We start from the raw sequence: 17,356 nt of genomic DNA on the forward strand, positions 1-17,356 counted from the left end.
GTCCGCAGTTCTCTCCACATTCATGCGCACCTCAGCGGTTCTGCGGGAAACCGAGGTTGATCCCCTCGTGCGTCGCCGGGTCGAGCCAGCGGCTGGTGACCGCCTTCTCCCGCGTGAAGAACTCGAACCCGTGCACACCGTATGCCTTCGCATCGCCGAACAGCGAGGCCTTCCATCCACCGAAGGAGTGATAGGCGACCGGGACCGGGATCGGGACGTTGATGCCGATCATTCCGACCTGCACCTCGGTCTGGAACCGCCTGGCCGCACCGCCGTCGTTCGTGAAGATCGCCGTGCCGTTGCCGAACTCCCCGGAGTTGATCAGGTCGAGCCCCTCCTGGAAGGTCTCCACACGGACGATCGAGAGCACCGGACCGAAGATCTCCTCCCGGTAGGCCCTCGAAGTGAGCGGGATCTCGTCGATCAGCGTGGGCCCGAAGAAGAAGCCGTCCTCGTGTCCGTCGACGACGAATCCGCGACCGTCGACGACGATGCGGGCACCGTCCGCTGCGGCGATGTCGACATAGCCGGAGACCTTCTCGCGATGGGCGCCACTGATCAGGGGACCGAGGTCGGGCTCGCCGTCCGCGCCCCCTGCCCCGTTGCCGACACGCAGTCGGGAGATCCGATCGGTGATCTTCTCGATGAGCCTGTCCGCCACCGGCTCGACGGCGATCAGCACCGAGATCGCCATGCACCTCTCCCCCGCGGCGCCGTAGCCGGCGTTGATCGCCTGGTCGGCGACGAGGTCGAGGTCGGCGTCGGGAAGGACGAGCATGTGGTTCTTCGCACCACCGAGGGCCTGCACCCGCTTGCCATGACGCGATGCGGTCTCGTAGATGTACTGCGCGATCGGAGTCGATCCCACGAACGAGATCGACTGCACCACCGGGCTCGTGAGCAGACCGTCGACGGCGAGCTTGTCTCCCTGCAGCACGGTGAACACCCCGTCAGGCAGCCCGGCCTCGCGCCACAGCTCGGCCATCCAGAGCGCCGCGGACGGATCCTTCTCACTCGGCTTGAGCACCACCGCGTTCCCGGCGGCGATCGCGATGGGGAAGAACCACATCGGCACCATGACGGGGAAGTTGAACGGGCTCACGATGCCGACGACGCCCAGCGGCTGCTTGATCGAGTAGACGTCGATGCCGGTCGATACGTTCTCGGAGTACGCGCCCTTGATCAGATGCGGGAACCCCGTTGCGAGCTCGACGACCTCCTGACCGCGGAGGATCTCGCCCATCGCGTCGGAGAGCACCTTGCCGTGCTCACGCGTGACGATCTCGGCGAGCTCGCCCTTCTTCGCGTTGAGCAGCTCACGGAAGGCGAACAGCACCGCCTGGCGCTTGGCGATCGACGTGCTTCCCCACGCGCGCTGTGCGCGTTCGGCGGAGGCGATCGCCTCCGCGATCTCGCGCTCATCGGCCAGGGCGACCCGGCCGATCACGGCGCCGGTCGCCGGGTTGAAGACGTCGGCCGCGCGGCCGCTCGTCGAAGGCCTCGGCGCGCCGTCGATCCAGTGGCCGATCTGCGGCACGTCGGCGGCTGTCCCCGACCTCTGGGGGTCGGGGGTCTGGGGGTTGGTCGTCTCGATGGTCATGTGGACTCCTCAGATCAGCGTGGGGTGGACGAGCCGCGCCGCGATGTCCACGGCGGCCGCGACATCGCCGTCCGGCGGGTAGAGCAGGGTGCGGCCGGCGGTCAGCCCCCGCACGCCGTCGAGAGAGAGCGCGTCATCCCATGCGGCGAAGGTCTCGTCGGGTCCGTCCGGCGAATCACCGCCGAGGAGGACGGTCGGCATGGTCGTCGCCGCCATCACTCGTTCCATCTCCGGGACGACCGGCAGCTTCATCCAGGTGTAGGCGCTGCTCCCGCCGAGTCCGGCGGCGATCGCGATCGAGCGGATGACGGCATCCGAGGTGAGGTCGTTCACGACGTGCCCGTCCTTCCACTCGCTCAGGAACGGCTCGAGCATGATGGGCAGTCGCGCGGCGGCCGCCTGCGTCACGGCGCGCGCCGTCGCCTCGAGCGTCGCCGAGGTGCCTTCGTCGTCGAAGTTGATGCGCATCAGGGTCTTCGCGAAGTCGAGCCGGGACTCGACGATGCTCGGCACGTCGTAGGCGGTGAAGCGATCGTCCATCTCGAATGTCGCGGAGCGCAGGCCACCCCGATTCATCGAGCCGACGACGACCTTGCCCTCGAGCAGCCCGAGGGCCGCGAGGTCGTCGATGATGTCGGGCGTTCCGAGCACGCCGTCCACGCCAGGGCGGGAGAGCGCGGTCGCCAGGCGGTCGAGCAAGTCGTACCGGTCGGCCATCGCGGTCGCATCCGCTCCGACCGCCAGGGCTCCTCGGGCGGGATGATCGGCGGCGACGATGAACATCCGATCATCGGGGCTCAGCACCTCCCGCCGGGTGCGCGTGCGCAGCGCATCGGCGATCTCGTAGGGCCGTCGGGAGCGCACCTCTCGCAGTCGCGCGAAGTCGGACGCGTTCAGCATGCCGCCCATGTCAGTTCCCCCTTGCCACTGCGGTGTCGACCTCCGCCGTCGTCGGCATGGCCGTCGAGCACTCCAGCCTGGAAGCGACGATCGCCCCTGCGGCATTCGCGAAGCGGACGACCCGCTCGAGCCCCCACCCGCTCAGCAGTCCGTGGCACAACGCACCGCCGAATGCGTCGCCCGCACCGAGACCGTTCACGACGTCGATGCTCAGGGGCGCCACCTCGACCGATTCGTCGCGCGTCTTAGCGAGAACCCCTCGCGGCCCCTGCTTCACGATGGCGAGTTCGATGCCTCGCTCCAGCAGGGCGTCGGCGGCTCGATGCGGCTCGGTCTCCCCCACCGCGATCTCGCACTCCTCGCGGTTGCCCACCGCCACGGTCACTCCCCCGAGAGCCGCGTCGACCTGCGCCGACGCCTCTGCGGGATCGCTCCAGAACATCGGCCGGTAGTCGAGGTCGAGGACCGTATGCCGCGCACGTCCTCTGGCCTCGATCGCAGCAAGGTGCGCCGAGCGACTCGGCTCCTGGCTGAGTCCGGTCACCGTCAGCCACAGGAGATCGGCGGCACGCAGGGACTCCACGTCGATCTGGGTGGCGTCGATGTTCAGGTCGGGCGCCTTCGGATCGCGGTAGAAGTACAACGGGAAGTCGTCGGGCGGGAAGATCTCGCAGAACGTCAACGGCGTCTTCAGCCGAGGATCCACGGCGACGCCCGAACGGTCGACACCGAGACGGTCGAGCTCGCGATGCAGGTAGCGGCCGAAGGGGTCGTCGCCGACGCGGGAGACGAGAGCGACCCGGCGACCGTGTCGAGCGGCAGCGACGCTCACATTCGCAGCGCTGCCGCCGAGATACTTGCCGAAGCTCGTGACGTCTTCGAGACCCACCCCGCTCTGCAACGGGTAGAGATCGACTCCGAGGCGTCCGAAGGCGATGATCTCGGGTGCGTCCTGCGTAGCGGTCATGCGCGCGAACACCTCTCTGTACAGCAGCATCGGCCTCGATGCTCGAATGTCCTAACAATAACACATGGGCCGATTCCCGCAAGCGATCCAGAGGATCACAGATGCGGACGTAAGATTGTCGGAACATGGCCCGGCGAACGCAGGGGCCGGAGAGGGAACGATGGCCGGCGAAGAGCCCCATTGGCCGGCCGAGCTTTTCGCGGACCTCGACCGCACCGGTCCCGTGCCGCTGTACTACCAGGTGTCGAGCCGCCTGGAAGCGGCGATCCACTCCGGAGCGATCCCCGCGGGCGCCCGTCTCGAGAACGAGATCGCGATCGCTCAGCGACTCGGCCTCTCGCGTCCGACCATTCGCCGCGCGATCCAAGAGGTCGTCGACAAGGGCCTGCTCGTTCGCCGCCGAGGGATAGGCACTCAGGTCGTCCAGGGCCAGGTCACCCGCCAGGTCGAGCTGACCAGCCTCTATGAGGATCTGCAGGGCTCACATCACGAGCCCGGCACCCGGGTTCTCACGCACGAGGTAGTGCCGGCACCCGAGTCGGTCGCGATCAGTCTCGGCATCCCCGTCGGCGAAGAGGTCGTCTACATCCGCCGCCAGCGCAGCACCGACGGAACACCGGTGGCAGTGCTCGAGAACTATCTCCCCCATAACTTCCGCGACATCACCACCGAGGATCTCGGCACCCGCGGGCTTTACCAGATCCTCCGCGCGAGGGGCGTGACGATCCGCATCGCGAAGCAGAAGATCGGCGCGCGACGCGCCGCGGGCGATGAGAGCGGGCTGCTCGACATCGACGAGGGCGGCCCCGTCCTCACCATGGAACGCATCGCCTTCGATGACTCCGGTCACGCCATCGAATACGGGAACCACTGCTACCGCCCCGACATGTACAGCTTCGAGACCACGCTCGTCGCGAAGTGACGACGAGCACGCTGAACCACCGGGGATGACATCGGTCACCGCGCCCGCGTGGATTACTCTGCATCAGCGTGCCCGCCAGCGGGCGACACCGTCGACGAAGACCGGAGGAAGAAAGTGACGAAGCAGTACACGGGGGGAACCGGACGCGAGGGCGATGCCACCGCGGACGGAGAGGAACAGCACCTGCGGCGAGCGCTGAGCAACCGCCACATCCAGCTGCTCGCGATCGGCGGGGCCATCGGCACCGGGCTGTTCATGGGAAGCGGAAAGACGATCTCGGTCGCGGGGCCGTCGGTGATCTTCGTCTACATGATCATCGGCTTCATGCTCTTCTTCGTCATGCGGGCGATGGGCGAGTTGCTGCTGTCGAACCTGAAGTACAAGTCGTTCAGCGACTTCGCCAGCGACCTGCTCGGCCCGTGGGCCGGATTCTTCACCGGATGGACCTACTGGTTCTGCTGGGTGGTCACCGGGGTCGCCGACGTGATCGCGATCGCCGGATACACGGATGCGCTCATCCCCGGCATCCCGCTGTGGATCCCCGGCGTGCTGGTGATCGTCATCCTGCTCGCCCTGAACCTTCCCACCGTCGCCGCGTTCGGCGAGATGGAGTTCTGGTTCGCACTGATCAAGATCGTCGCGATCGTGGCGCTCATCGTCACCGGCCTCGTGATGATCTTCACCGGCTTCCAGCACGACGCCGGAACCGCGAGCTTCTCGAACCTGTGGGACAAGGGCGGCATGTTCCCGCACGGGTTCATGGGCTTCGTCGCCGGGTTCCAGATCGCGGTGTTCGCGTTCGTCGGCATCGAGCTCGTCGGCACTGCTGCGGCCGAGACCAAGGACCCGAAGCGCAACCTCCCCAAGGCCATCAACGCGATCCCGATCCGCGTGCTGCTGTTCTACGTGGGTGCGCTCATCGTGCTGATGGCCGTCACCCCGTGGACCGAGTACGTCGCAGGCGAGAGCCCGTTCATCGCGATGTTCGCCCTCGCAGGTCTCGGCATCGCCGCGACCGTGGTGAACCTCGTCGTGCTGACCTCGGCCATGTCGAGCGCCAACTCCGGCATCTACTCGACCTCGCGCATGGTGTTCGGCCTGGCGCAGGACGGCGATGCCCCTCGCGTGTTCGGCCGACTCTCCCGCCGCCGTGTGCCGCAGAACGCACTGTTCCTGTCGTGCATCCTGCTGCTGTCCGGCGTCGTGCTGCTGTATGCCGGCAAAGACATCGGCACCGCCTTCGACATGGTCACGACGGTCTCGGCCCTGTGCTTCATGTTCGTGTGGACGATCTTCCTCTGCAGCTACCTCGTGTACCGACGCACCCGCAAGGACAAGGTCGCCGCATCCACCTTCCGGATGCCCGGCGGCGTCTTCATGGTCTACGTGGTGCTGGCGTTCTTCGTGTTCGTGCTGTGGGCGCTCACCACCCAGCCCGACACGCTGACCGCGCTGCTCGTGACACCCATCTGGTTCGTGGTGCTGTTCGTGGCCTGGCTGTTCGTGCGACGCTCGCCGAACCACCTTGCCCGGCATGCGGCCCACATCGCCCACCTGCGCGATGACTCGGTCGAAGCGGACTGAGCCTGAACCCACGCAAGAGCGCCGCCTCCCGGAGGGGTGGGCGGCGCTCTTCCGGCGTTGCGACGGTCAGGCCGTGACGGCGGATGCCGAAGCCGTGGGAGCTGCGGGCTTCACGGCGAACAGGCGCTTGCGCAGCGCGAGGAACAGCAGAACCATGCCGGCGCTGAGAAGGATGTGCCCCACGCCGGCGATGCCGGCGATCATGCTCGACGACTCCTGGCCGAGCACCGTGAGGGAGCCGTGCCAGAGCATCATCGCGGAGGTCAGTACGAGGCCGGCGTTGTAGAGCCAGAAGAACCAGCCGAAGAGGCGGCTCTCGGACAGGACGAAGGCCTTCTCGAGGAGCAGGACGATCAGCAGCACGACGAAACCCAGCACCAGCAGGTGCGTGTGCACGAGGCCGAGCTGCGTCGATTCCCCCTCGGGGAAGTCATTGATCTTGGTGAACTCTCGGTAGAAGAGTCCGGAGGCGACACCCACGATCATGTAGGCGAACGCGGCGTAGAAGAGGCGGCGCATCGGAATCCTTTCGGTCTGATTCCAGCCTCGGCGCAGCGACCGTTTCGAGGATCCATCGAACGGTTGAGATGCGGGATGACTAGAGCAGGCCGGTGTCGCGGGCGATCGCGATGGCGCGGGCGCGGCTGTCGGCGCCGAGCTTCTCGAACACGTGCACGAGGTGCGTCTTCACGGTGGCCTCGGTGACGAACAGGGCCTTCGCGATCTCGCGGTTCGATGCGCCCGTGTCGAGCATTCGGAGAACGTCCAACTCACGCTCGGTCAGCCGCACCCGCGGCGCACGCATCACCTGCACGACACGCTCGCTGAGCTCGGGCGTGAGCACGAGACCGCCCGCCGCGGCCTGCCGGATCGCCCGCACGATCTCGTCCGGCGCCACGTCTTTGAGCAGGTAGCCGGCAGCTCCCGCCTCGATCGCGCCGAGGATCTCGGCGTCGCGGTCGAACGTCGTCAGGATCAGCACGGCCGGAGCCGGGTCCTGGGCACGAAGTGCAGCGGTCGTCTGCACGCCGTCCATGCCCTCGCCGAGGCGCAGGTCGCAGAGCACGACATCGGGGTGCAGGTGACGGGCGAGCGCCACGGCCTCTTCGCCGGATGCCGCTTCTCCCACCACCTCGACGTCGTCGCGATGGTCGAACAGCGAGCGCACCCCGGCACGGACGATGGGGTGGTCGTCGACGAGCAGCACGCGCACCGCGGTCATCCCTCATCTCCCGTCCGTCTGGCCGATGTCACGCCGCCGAGCGGGAGGTGTGCCGAGAGCGCTGTGCCGTCGCCAGGGGTGCTCTCCACGTCGAGCCCGCCGCCGAGCTCGCGCAGCCGCGCGCGCATCGAACGCAGCCCGTAGCCGCCACCCCGGCTGCCGACACCACCCTGGGCGTCCCAGCGCCTCGCGTCGAACCCGACCCCGTCATCGACGATGTCGAGCCGCACCGCATCGCCGGCGTCGGCCAGGGTGACCACGACCCGGGAGGCGGCCGCGTGGGAGCGGACGTTCGCGAGAGCCGACTGTGCGGTGCGCAGCAGAGCGACTTCGGCATCGAGCCCCAGCGACGGCAGGTCGTCGTCGGCGTTGAGCGTCGCCTCGATCCCCGTCTCCTCGGCCAGACGTTCGAGCATCCGGGCGAGGGCGTCGCCGAGCGCCGTGGATTCCAGCTCAGCCGGCATCAGGGCGTTCACGATGCGCCGCGCGTCGGCGAGACCCTCGGCCGAGAGGGCGCCGATCTGCTCGAGCGCTCGGGTGCGCTGCACCGGGTCGTCCCCTTCCAGAGCCGCTCGCGCCAGCATCCCGATCGACGACACGCTCTGCGCGACCGTGTCGTGGATGTCGCGCGACACCCTGGTGCGTTCGTCGCTCGCCCCCGACTCGCGCTGAGTGCGGGCGAGTTCGTCCTGAAGCGCCGCCATCTCCTCCTGGGTCGCGACGAGCGAGGCGATGAGTCGGCGCCGCTCCCGTCCGTCGCGCACGAGTTCGAGGTAGCCGCGGGAGATGCCGAACGCGAAGACGCCGCCGACGAGCGGACCGATCACATTCGCATAGGTCGTCGTGCCGGTGTGCAGCAGTGGAGCCGTGACCACGACCGCGAGGATCGCCACGCTGAGCAGCGCCGCCCACCGCAGGCGCATCACGAAACCGGCGAGCAGCCACAACGGGAAGGCGAGCCAGACGAACTCCGGCGAGACCACGACCGCACCGAGCCAGATGAGCGTCAGCCCGAGCAGCCACCAGGTCGCCAGACGACGATCCGAAGTGCGTTCGCTGAGCACGAGCCCGCCGCCGTACCAGCCGAGGAACACGAGCGAGAGGGCGAGGACCCAGGGCAGCGGGACACCGTTTGTCGCCGCACGCCAGGCGCCGATCACGAGCAGCACGACCGTGATGACGGCCTGGCCGATGCGGATCGATCCGACCAGACTCGCCCAGGTGCGCGGTGCGCGGATCCCTGCCGCCGTGTCGACGCGGCCGGGACGCTCCTCTCGTGACGGCTCAGTCCGCGACTGCGGGGGTGTCGGCTGCGGCATCCTCGTATTCTCCCTCGTGCGAGCGCTCTGCACCTCTATCGTCGCGGGATCCGGCTCGGTCGACCTTCCCCGGCCACCACATCCGGTCGCCGACGATCGCGAAGATCGCAGGCACGACCAAGGTCCGCACGACGAACGTGTCCACGAGCACCCCGATCCCGACGATGAGCCCGATCTGGCCGAGCGTGACCAGCGGCAGCAGCCCGAGGGCGGCGAACACTGCCGCGAGCACGACCCCGGCGCTCGTGATCACACCGCCCGTCGCGGTCAGCGCACGCACCATCCCCTGCCGGGTGCCGACCGTCTTCGCCTCGACGCGCGCCCGATGGACCAGGAAGATCGTGTAGTCGATCCCGAGCGCCACCAGGAACAGGAACGACAGCAACGGCACCTGCAGGTCGAGCGCGTCCCATCCGAACACGACCCGGCTCAGCCAGGTGCCTGCACCGATCGCGGCGACCGCGCTGAGGATGTTCACCGCGAGCAGCAGCACGGGTGCCACCAGGGAGCGCAGCAGCACGATGAGCACGAGGAGACTCACCGCGAGGACGAGCGGGACGACGAGGAGCAGGTCGCGCTGATTGCCCTCGCGCGCATCGAGATCCGCCGCCACCGGGCCGCCGACCGTGGCGTCGGCATCCGGCACCGTGTCTGCGGCTTCTCGCACGGCGCTCACCAGGTCGAGGCTCTCGGTCGTGCCCGGCGCCGGTTCACCGACGACGAGCAGGCGCGTGAGCGCGCCGTCGGTGCTCTCCCCCGTCGCGGAAACTCGGAGCACACCCGGCACCTCACCGATCGCCTCGGCCAGAGCATCGACTTCTGCCGTGTCGCCGATCACGATCATCGGCTGGGCCTCACCGGCCGGGAAGTGCTCGCCGAGCACCGTGAGACCGGCCGCCGACTCGGACTCGACGCGGAACTTCTCGACCTGCGTGAGCCCGACGGACACTCCGGCGAGACCACCGGCGAGCACTCCGAGGAGCGCGAGCCCACCGACCAGCGGCACCCAGGGGCGTCGGGAGACGCGCTGTGCCACGGCACCCCACACACGACCGGTGACGGCGGCATCGCCCACACGCGGTGCGAACGGCCAGAAGATGCGGCGGCCGCACACGGCGAGCGCCGGCGGAAGCACCAGCAGCACGGCGGCGAGCGCGATCAGGAGACCGACCGCCGACGCGATGCCGAGTCCGCGTGTGCCGGGGATCACGGCGAGCGCGAGCGTCGACAGCGCCAGCACCACGGTCACGTTCGAGGCGACGATCGCCGGCGCCGTCGCACGCCAGGCGGCGACCAGTGCACGGCGATGGTCGGTGTCTCGTGCGAGCTCTTCGCGATAGCGCGAGATCAGGAGGAGGGCGTAGTTGGTCCCCGCACCGAAGACGAGCACGCTCACGATCCCGGAGTCGAACTGAAGGCCCAGCCCTGCCCCGATCGCCGCCGTCGCCTTGTTCGCCAGCTGATCGGCGAGCGCGACCACCACGAGCGGGATCATCCAGAGCACCGGCGAGCGGTAGGTGACGATGAGCAGGAGCGCGACGATCCCGAGGGTGACCATCAGGAGCGTGAAGTCGGCGCCGTCGAAAGCGGAGGCGACGTCCACTCCGAACGCCGGCCCACCGGTGACCTGCACGGTCACCCCGTCGATCGGATTCGCGGCGACGACGTCACGCAGACCGTGCACGGCATCCGCGGCGGCATCGTCGTCTTCGAGGATGAGCGTCGCCTGGAGCACTGCGGCCTCGCCGTCGTCGCTGACGATCGGACCGTGCGGCTCCTGCCCCGTCTCCGCCTCTACATCGGTGGCGAGGGCGCTGATCGCCGCGACGTCGGCGTCGTCGAGCTTCGTTCCGTCATCGCGGGATGCGACCAGGAGTACCGCGTGCTCATCCGCATCGGGGAACTGCTCGGCGAGGACCGCCGCCCGCGCGGACTCGGAATCGGGAGGAGCGACGTCGTTGCCGGCCGGGAGCGATGCCCGGCCGAGGGCACCGAGGAGTGCGGTGAACGCCACCACGGCGACCAGCAGGGAGATCCATCCCCCGCGTCGCGAGGTGAGCCACAGCGGAAGCGAGCGAAGGGTGCGGAGCATGGATCCAGTCCAGCCGCCATCGGCTCCGCGAGGATCGGGCAGGCGGCTGAGACGAGTCTCCACCGTTCGATGGATCCGGCGGCGCGGCCAGACGGGTCAGGCCAGACAGGTCATGCCAGAGGGGTTCCACCAGGCCCTCCCCCGTTTCGGCTCCCGCGCGTAGCGTCGGTTCAACGGCCGCAGACCTGTCTGCGGCGACGATGAAAGGACCACTCATGCACACTCGCACTCTCGGACAGGGCCTTCGGGTCTCGGCGATCGGACTCGGCTGCATGGGCATGTCGCAGAGCTACGGACCCAACCCCGGCAGCCGCGACGACATGATCGCGGTGCTGCGGTCGGCGGTCGAGCACGGGGTCGACTTCTTCGACACGGCCGAGGTGTACGGACCGTATGTGAACGAGGAGCTCGTCGGGGAGGCGCTCGAACCCCTCCGCGACCGCGTCGTGCTGGCCACCAAGTTCGGGTGGGACATCGAAGACGGCAAGAGCGTCGGGCTGAACAGTCGTCCCGAGCAGATCCGCCGCGTGGCCGAAGCTTCGCTGCGGAGTCTGCGCACCGATGTGATCGACCTCTTCTACCAGCACCGCGTCGACCCGGACGTGCCGATCGAAGACGTCGCCGGCACCGTCGGCGAGCTGATCGCCGAGGGGAAGGTGCGCCACTTCGGGCTCTCCGAGGCGTCGGCCGACACCATCCGTCGCGCCCACGCCGTGCATCCGGTGACCGCGCTGCAGAGCGAATACTCGCTGTGGACCCGCGACCCCGAAGCCGAGATCCTGCCGGTGCTCGGCGAACTGGGCATCGGGTTCGTACCGTTCAGCCCGCTCGGCAAGGGTTTCCTGACCGGCACGGTCGACACGGCAGCCGACTTCGCGACCGGCGACATCCGTGCGACCATCCCGCGCTTCACGGCCGAGAACCGGACAGCGAACCAGGCACTCGTGGCCCACGTGGCCGAGTTGGCCGCGGCGAAGGAGGCCACGCCGGGGCAGATCGCTCTCGCGTGGCTGCTCGCCCAGCAGCCGTGGATCGTGCCGATTCCCGGCACACGTCGCACCGCGCGCATCGCCGAGAACGCCGGCAGCACGGCCGTCGCCCTGTCGGCCGACGAGGTCGCCGATCTCTCGTCCCTCGCGACCCGCATCGGCGTGAGCGGTGACCGCTACAACCCGCAGCAGATGGCGTTCGTCGACCGTTGAGCGACGCGCGGCCTCGGTATCGTGAGGCGGGTGACCTCCGCCCGCAGCTACCCCGCGACCATCGCGGCGGCTGTCGAGCATGAGACCGTCATCCGCAAGTCGCGCTTCCTGACCCGCATCGAACCCGTCTCCTCGGTCGAGCAGGCCGAGGCCGTGATCGCCGGCATCCGCAAGCGGGCATGGGACGCCAACCACAACTGCACCGCGATGGTGACCGGACTCCTCGGCGATCAGGCGCGTTCTTCCGATGACGGCGAGCCGTCCGGCACCGCGGGGATCCCGATGCTCGAGGTGCTGCGTCGGCGCGAGCTGACCGATGTGGTCGCAGTGGTCACGCGCTACTTCGGCGGGGTGAAACTCGGCGCGGGCGGGCTCGTGCGCGCCTACTCGTCTGCCGTGTCGGAGGCGCTCGATCTGGCCGCATTCGTGCGGCGGGCGGCGCTCCGCCAGGTGACGCTCGCGGTGCCGCACGCGGATGCGGGCCGCTACGACAATCTGCTGCGCGACTGGGCGGCGCACCACGGGGCGACTCTCGGCGATCCGGCCTATGCGGCGATGGCCACGCTCGAACTGTGGGTCCCGGAGTCGGAGCTTCCTCGCCTCGCGGCCGACCTGGCTGCCGCATCCGCTGGCTCGATCGTCCCTGTCTTCGGCATCGAACGCATCGTCGACGTGCCGGTCTGACCCCGGGAGATCGGCCAACACACAACGACCGGCGGATATCCTGGATGCCGCGGTCGCGGAGGGAGAGCGATGTTCGACAGTCCGCTCTCGGCTTCGGCCTACGAGATCCTCGAAGTCGACCCCACCGTCGATGACGTCGAGCTGCGCCGCGCCTACCGTCTGCGCCTGCGCCAGACGCACCCCGACACCGGCGGCGACGCCGCGGTCTTCATCCAGGTACAGCGCGCGTGGGAGCTGGTCGGGACCATCGAGGGCCGTGCGGCGTACGACCGCCGAGCCGGCATGACCACCGGCACCAGCACCGAGACCGACACCGGTGCCGGCTGGAGCGGATGGCGGCCGGCTGCAGCTCGCACCGACACGCGTCCCCGCGCCCGCTCCTACGGCCACCCCGGCGGATGGCGTCGCGAACGCTACCTCGTGCTCATCCGCGAATGGGCCGGCCGCGGCGTCGAGGTTCCCGACCCGTACGACCCCGCACTCGTGCGCTCGGCACCGCGCGATCTGCGCCGGATGCTCGCCGACGCTCTCGCAGAGGAAGCCACGGCACGCACGGTCTCCGACCTCGGCATGGGCTTCACGGTGTGGCACGACGTCGCCGTGGGAGCGGATGCCGACGACAAACTCGACCATGTGGTGCTGGGCCCGTCCGGACTGTACGGCGTGATGTCGGAAGACTTCGGAGGAGTGGTGGGCTTCCGCCGCGGCGAGATCACCGGCCCGAGTCTGGGTACCCGCGCGCCCGTCACCGCGACGCTCGGCCGGATGCGCACGATCGCCAAGGCCGCGCGCGTGCGCTTCGGCGGCGCGATCATCGTGCTGCCCGACGACGACCTCGCCCAGGCCGTGACCCCGCTCGGCACGAGCCGCGGAGTTCCGGTCGTCGTGGTGCGCCGCAGCGCTCTCGCCATGGTGCTGCGCCAGGGCGTTCCGCAGGCACGGGCCATCGGCGGCAACGAGCTGTTCGACGTGCGCACCCGCTTGCAGCAGACCGTCCGCTTCGTCTGAGCATCAGACGGAGGGTCGCAACGGTCGACCTCGACCAGTCCCCCCTGGGAAGTCGACCGCTGCGTCCAGCAGAACAGGATCCGCTGTTGTGGGGCCGGTGACACCCGACCACCTCCTCATAGTCGCGTCGGCGGCTCGGAATGACGGGCGATCACGACAGGATGCCGTGCCGGAGGCGCCGTTCTGCGTAGTACCCCACAGTGGTTTACGCGTCGCCTGCTGCCCATCGCCGTAGCGCGGGAACTCGCACATCTGTCACCCTCCAGGACACGGCTGGTGCGCTGCATCCACGCGGGGGGGCGGGGATCGCCCGTTGCGATCGGCGGTTCCGCGTAGGTCGCCGAGGCGCTGCACGTACGTGACCCTGCTTTCCTCTACGGATGCAGCCGGAGCCCACGTACCCCTCGCAACCGTCGTGGAGACGTACTCTGCGCCCTGCCACTCTCGACTCAACGCCTCTCCTCCCCGTGAGGCGCTGGGGAAAGGCACGCACCTGCGGCCTTCCCCCACAATGCGCTCACCCCCAACGAGCGCATGGGCTCCCGCGCCCTCCTCCCTTCAGAGCGCGGGAGCCCTCCGGCCATACCGGCATCCGAATCCCCGTCACGAATGATCGGACGCGACAGTGAGCTTCTCCCTCCACCTCACCTACGCAGGCGACTGCCAGCAGGCCATCGATCTCTACGTCACGGCGTTCAACGCCGACGTACAGAGCATGAGCACGTACTCCGAGATGCGCATCGCGATCCCGCCGGGGATGGAGGACCGCATCGCCTGCGCCGTGCTGGCCCTCGACGGCGGATACCTGCATCTGTCCGACAGCCTCGGTCACGACAACATGAAGCCATGCTCGCGCATCGCCCTGCTCGTCGAAGGCACTCCGACACAGGTTCAACAAGCCCAGGGCGTGCTGCTCGAAGAGGGCAGCCGGCTCCCGACAGCAAGCGCCGGTCCCGGCGCTTTCGCGTGCACGATCCTCGACCGATTCGGTGTGACCTGGCAACTCATCGATACAGAGCACACCGAGTGACGGTCGCTCTATCAAGCCCTGTTCCTGAAGCACCCCGTGGTCGTACGATGCCCAGTAATGCACGTCGGCGATCGATGGCAAGGGGAAACATGGTGCACAGCCGGGATCAGTTCTTCGCCCAAGCCATCGGCATCATCGGCAGCGGGGGAAGCATCGACATCGTCGGCGATCGTGGTGCGGGTCGCACGACGTTGTGGGAGCGCTTACGGAACCACTTCCTGAACGAGAACTGGTTCGTCCTCACTGTGAACGGCGTGCCCGCGTTCAAGTCGTACCCGCTGGTGGCCTTGTCGATCGCCGGAGTCTCGGCCGCGCGCGAGGGGCGCGCGTCCGCGATCGCGGGATCGGTCGATGAGATCGCCGAACGCATCCGCCAGGAGCGCGGAGTGATCTTCATCGACGACTGGAACGACCTCGACGATGCCACCTGGGGCGTCGTCACCGCCGTGCAGCGTCGCCAGGCGGTTCCCGTCGTGATCACCAGGATCAGGACCGCCGATGCCCGGCACACTCCTGGCGGACTGGCCGCCGCATCCATGGCGTTGACCTACACGGTGGACCTCCCCTCCTTCCGCTACGACGAGTTGGACGAGGCGCTCACCGCGCGCCTGGGCGGCCCGATCGAACCCTCGGCCCTCTCGCGTGTATACGCGAAGACCGGTGGCAATGTGGGGCTGGCCTTCGCACTCGTCGACACCGCCGTGCGTGAGAACCGCATCGAAAGCAGAGAAGGCTCCTGGGTGGCGACGCGCGACCTGTGGTCCAACGGGCTCGTCACGATGGTCGAATCGCTGCTCGAACACCTCACCCCCGATCAGCGCGACGCTCTCGAGACCCTCTCACTGCTGGGCATCGTCGAGCTCGCCGCAGTCGAACCTGTCATCTCGGCGCAGCGACTCGAGGAGCTCGAGAAGCAGTCCCTCCTCGAGCTCTATGCCACGGGAGGAAGGTTTCTCGTCAACGTCAAGCCGCCCCTCATCGTCGAGTACTTCCGGCACGTCTCGCATCCCGCCCGTCGACTGCGGCTGACCCGCGCGCTGCAGGATGACCTGACGCCCGCCAGCACCGACGACAACGACATCGCCTACGACACGGCCGGTCAGATGGCGGGCTTCGTGCGATTCGTCCACGAGCAGCGGCGTGCACGATTGCTCATCACCCGCGCCGAGTGGAATCGTGCCCCCTCGCTCCGCGCAGCGGTGGACTACGTGCGAGCGCTGGTCGCGTCGGCCGCGCACATCGAGGAGATCGACGAGGTGCTGGCTGCGTCCGAGGGCCTCCCCGCAGACCAGACCCTGCTCGTCGAGTGGCACGTCCTGCGCGCCGAGCACGTGGCCTTCGAGCACCTCGACGCCGCTCGTGCAGTCGGTCAACTCCGCGACTCCGCCACCACCGTGGGCAGCGCCGGGACGATCCTGCTCGCGCGGGCGGTCGAGATCGAGGATGCTCTGATCGGCAACGGCGACCTGACCACCCTTCCCGCCATCGAGGAGCACTTGTCAGGCCCGGAGCGCGTGGCGCTGCATCGCGCCCATGCCTCGGTGCTCACCGTACGCGGCGAGACGGCCGCCTCGCGCGTTCACATCGATGCGATCCGGAACGAGACGCAGGCACCCCTCGAGCCCCTCGCCGCGATCATCGACGGGTTGAACGACATTTCGGACGGAAACCTCCGACGGGCGGCGGACGACGCGGCACGGGGGATGGAGGAGGGGCGCGAGCGATTCGACCCGATCGCGATGCGCGCGCACGGTTTCATCGCTCTGTCCGTGGCAGTCCTCGATGGAAGATTCGGCGATGTCGAACGAGTACTCGATACCATGTACGCCATCGGGGAGCCGTTCCACGAGCCGCCATTCACGCAACTCGCGTTCGACATCACCTCGGCGGTTCTCGCATCGCGTCGAGGCAACAAACGCCTCGTGCAGCAACGCGTCGCCGACTTCGAGCGCAATCCGCTGCCCGACGGCCCCTGGCTCGGCACCGCACGCGGATACGCCTACGCGCAGATCGCTGCCGGGGCCGGTGACTACCAGCGTGCCGGAGACGTGCTTCAGGATATGTCGGAGCGGCTCTGGGAACGCGGCGCCAGGGTTGCGTCGATCGTGTCGAGTCTGGTGAGCATCGAGCTCGCGCCCACTCCGCAAAGACTCGCAGCAGCGGCGGAGCGCATCGCGCAGGTGCCGGCACAGTTGGCCAAAACGCACTATCTGTTCGCGACGTCGGTGGCCTCCGGCAACCCGCAGCAGATGCTTGCGGCAGGCGAGGAGCTCGCGGTGCAGGAACGCAGGGGCATGGCGATGGTCGCCTTCCGCACGGCGGCCGACGGATTCGCCCAGGCCGGCGACCAGGTGAGTGCCGATCATGCGCGCGAGCGCTTCGAGGTGCTGCGAGAGGGGCTCGCGGCTGAACCGTACGATATCGCACGATTCAAGACCGTCGTCGTCGACCTCACGGCACGCGAGAGGGAGGTGGCGAGCATGGCGGCATCCGGCATGACGAACCAGCAGATCGCAGACGCACTCACCCTCTCGGTCCGCACGGTCGAGACGCATCTTCATCGACTCATGCGCAAGACGGGCACCGAGCGTCGCAGCCAGCTGCGGGAGTATCTGGAGTTCGAAGCGTCCCGCTGAGCTTCCTGTTCAAGAAGTACGCGATCACCGTCCGCACGAGCCGCAGTGAGTTCTGGCTGGCCTGCGTCGCCGTCGCCGGTGTCGACATCGCGCCCTTTCCGCCGACGAGTGAGACGCCCGCCACCGGGCCCCGGTGCGCCCGTACCCTGCCGCCACCACGGGCGGGTACGTACGGCGGCCGCCGCGTGTT

The 17,356-nt window shown here is 68.5% G+C and carries 14 protein-coding genes; 7 read left to right on the plus strand and 7 right to left on the minus strand.

Features of this window, described 5'->3' with window-relative positions; genetic code table 11:
* Nucleotides 1-31 precede the first annotated feature (31 nt).
* The 3 genes from CQ040_RS03630 to iolC are packed head-to-tail and all read right to left on the minus strand — an operon-like array spanning nt 32 to nt 3,467.
* Complete coding sequence (locus CQ040_RS03630; protein ID WP_105526067.1) at nt 32-1,600, minus strand: CoA-acylating methylmalonate-semialdehyde dehydrogenase; 1,569 nt, start codon at nt 1,598-1,600, stop codon at nt 32-34.
* Nucleotides 1,601-1,609: 9 nt separating this feature from the next.
* The gene (locus tag CQ040_RS03635) at nt 1,610-2,509 is read right to left on the minus strand and encodes a deoxyribose-phosphate aldolase (protein ID WP_219844671.1); all 900 of its coding nucleotides are present in this window, start codon (nt 2,507-2,509) and stop codon (nt 1,610-1,612) included.
* Nucleotide 2,510: 1 nt separating this feature from the next.
* On the minus strand, nt 2,511-3,467 hold the full coding sequence (gene iolC, locus CQ040_RS03640) for a 5-dehydro-2-deoxygluconokinase (protein ID WP_105526175.1): 957 nt from the start codon (nt 3,465-3,467) through the stop codon (nt 2,511-2,513).
* A 160-nt stretch (nt 3,468-3,627) separates the two neighbouring features.
* Here iolC and CQ040_RS03645 point away from each other — a divergent pair, with 160 nt between their 5' ends.
* Both CQ040_RS03645 and cycA read left to right on the plus strand, forming a co-directional pair.
* The gene (locus CQ040_RS03645; protein WP_105526068.1) at nt 3,628-4,389 is read left to right on the plus strand and encodes a GntR family transcriptional regulator; all 762 of its coding nucleotides are present in this window, start codon (nt 3,628-3,630) and stop codon (nt 4,387-4,389) included.
* A 114-nt stretch (nt 4,390-4,503) separates the two neighbouring features.
* Nucleotides 4,504-5,973 carry a D-serine/D-alanine/glycine transporter gene (cycA, locus tag CQ040_RS03650; RefSeq protein ID WP_105526069.1) on the plus strand — a complete coding sequence of 490 codons (1,470 nt, stop codon included), beginning with the start codon at nt 4,504-4,506 and terminating at the stop codon, nt 5,971-5,973.
* Nucleotides 5,974-6,039: 66 nt separating this feature from the next.
* Here the strand turns inward: cycA and CQ040_RS03655 are convergent, their stop codons facing one another.
* From CQ040_RS03655 to CQ040_RS03670, 4 genes are all read right to left on the minus strand, one after another.
* Entirely contained in the window at nt 6,040-6,492 is a 453-nt protein-coding gene (locus CQ040_RS03655; protein ID WP_105526070.1) for a DUF2871 domain-containing protein, read from the minus strand.
* Nucleotides 6,493-6,571: 79 nt separating this feature from the next.
* Entirely contained in the window at nt 6,572-7,195 is a 624-nt protein-coding gene (locus tag CQ040_RS03660; protein WP_105526071.1) for a response regulator transcription factor, read from the minus strand.
* On the minus strand, nt 7,192-8,514 hold the full coding sequence (locus tag CQ040_RS03665; RefSeq protein ID WP_105526072.1) for a histidine kinase: 1,323 nt from the start codon (nt 8,512-8,514) through the stop codon (nt 7,192-7,194). Before CQ040_RS03665 ends, CQ040_RS03660 begins: the two co-directional genes overlap by 4 nt.
* Entirely contained in the window at nt 8,480-10,606 is a 2,127-nt protein-coding gene (locus CQ040_RS03670; protein WP_105526073.1) for an MMPL family transporter, read from the minus strand. The genes CQ040_RS03665 and CQ040_RS03670 overlap by 35 nt, the downstream gene beginning before the upstream one ends.
* 215 nt (nt 10,607-10,821) lie before the next feature.
* Between CQ040_RS03670 and CQ040_RS03675 the strand changes: the two genes are divergently transcribed.
* The 5 genes from CQ040_RS03675 (at nt 10,822) to CQ040_RS03690 (ending at nt 17,166) form a co-directional block, all read left to right on the plus strand.
* On the plus strand, nt 10,822-11,808 hold the full coding sequence (locus CQ040_RS03675) for an aldo/keto reductase (protein WP_105526074.1): 987 nt from the start codon (nt 10,822-10,824) through the stop codon (nt 11,806-11,808).
* Nucleotides 11,809-11,838: 30 nt separating this feature from the next.
* Nucleotides 11,839-12,492 (plus strand): YigZ family protein, encoded by a 654-nt coding sequence (locus CQ040_RS03680; RefSeq protein ID WP_105526075.1) that lies wholly within the window; start codon nt 11,839-11,841, stop codon nt 12,490-12,492.
* 69 nt (nt 12,493-12,561) lie between these two features.
* Nucleotides 12,562-13,500: a J domain-containing protein gene (locus CQ040_RS03685; RefSeq protein ID WP_028501055.1), complete on the plus strand. Its 939-nt coding sequence runs from the start codon at nt 12,562-12,564 to the stop codon at nt 13,498-13,500.
* A 625-nt stretch (nt 13,501-14,125) separates the two neighbouring features.
* Nucleotides 14,126-14,530 (plus strand): VOC family protein, encoded by a 405-nt coding sequence (locus tag CQ040_RS20415; RefSeq protein ID WP_146113856.1) that lies wholly within the window; start codon nt 14,126-14,128, stop codon nt 14,528-14,530.
* Nucleotides 14,531-14,619: 89 nt separating this feature from the next.
* Nucleotides 14,620-17,166 (plus strand): LuxR C-terminal-related transcriptional regulator, encoded by a 2,547-nt coding sequence (locus CQ040_RS03690; RefSeq protein ID WP_181156833.1) that lies wholly within the window; start codon nt 14,620-14,622, stop codon nt 17,164-17,166.
* Nucleotides 17,167-17,356: the final 190 nt, after the last annotated feature.

The organism is Microbacterium sp. MYb54 (genome assembly GCF_002979515.1).
Taxonomy (GTDB): domain Bacteria; phylum Actinomycetota; class Actinomycetes; order Actinomycetales; family Microbacteriaceae; genus Microbacterium.

Bases quoted from the DNA above. Each gene is read 5' to 3' on its own strand.
- CQ040_RS03630 (WP_105526067.1), bottom strand. From the start codon at position 1,600: ATGACCATCGAGACGACCAACCCCCAGACCCCCGACCCCCAGAGGTCG.
- iolC (WP_105526175.1), bottom strand. From the start codon at position 3,467: ATGACCGCTACGCAGGACGCACCCGAGATCATCGCCTTCGGACGCCTC.
- CQ040_RS03665 (WP_105526072.1), bottom strand. From the start codon at position 8,514: ATGCCGCAGCCGACACCCCCGCAGTCGCGGACTGAGCCGTCACGAGAG.
- CQ040_RS03670 (WP_105526073.1), bottom strand. From the start codon at position 10,606: ATGCTCCGCACCCTTCGCTCGCTTCCGCTGTGGCTCACCTCGCGACGC.
- CQ040_RS03690 (WP_181156833.1), top strand. From the start codon at position 14,620: ATGGTGCACAGCCGGGATCAGTTCTTCGCCCAAGCCATCGGCATCATC.
- CQ040_RS03645 (WP_105526068.1), top strand. From the start codon at position 3,628: ATGGCCGGCGAAGAGCCCCATTGGCCGGCCGAGCTTTTCGCGGACCTC.
- CQ040_RS03655 (WP_105526070.1), bottom strand. From the start codon at position 6,492: ATGCGCCGCCTCTTCTACGCCGCGTTCGCCTACATGATCGTGGGTGTC.
- CQ040_RS03635 (WP_219844671.1), bottom strand. From the start codon at position 2,509: ATGGGCGGCATGCTGAACGCGTCCGACTTCGCGCGACTGCGAGAGGTG.
- CQ040_RS03660 (WP_105526071.1), bottom strand. From the start codon at position 7,195: ATGACCGCGGTGCGCGTGCTGCTCGTCGACGACCACCCCATCGTCCGT.
- CQ040_RS03685 (WP_028501055.1), top strand. From the start codon at position 12,562: ATGTTCGACAGTCCGCTCTCGGCTTCGGCCTACGAGATCCTCGAAGTC.
- CQ040_RS03675 (WP_105526074.1), top strand. From the start codon at position 10,822: ATGCACACTCGCACTCTCGGACAGGGCCTTCGGGTCTCGGCGATCGGA.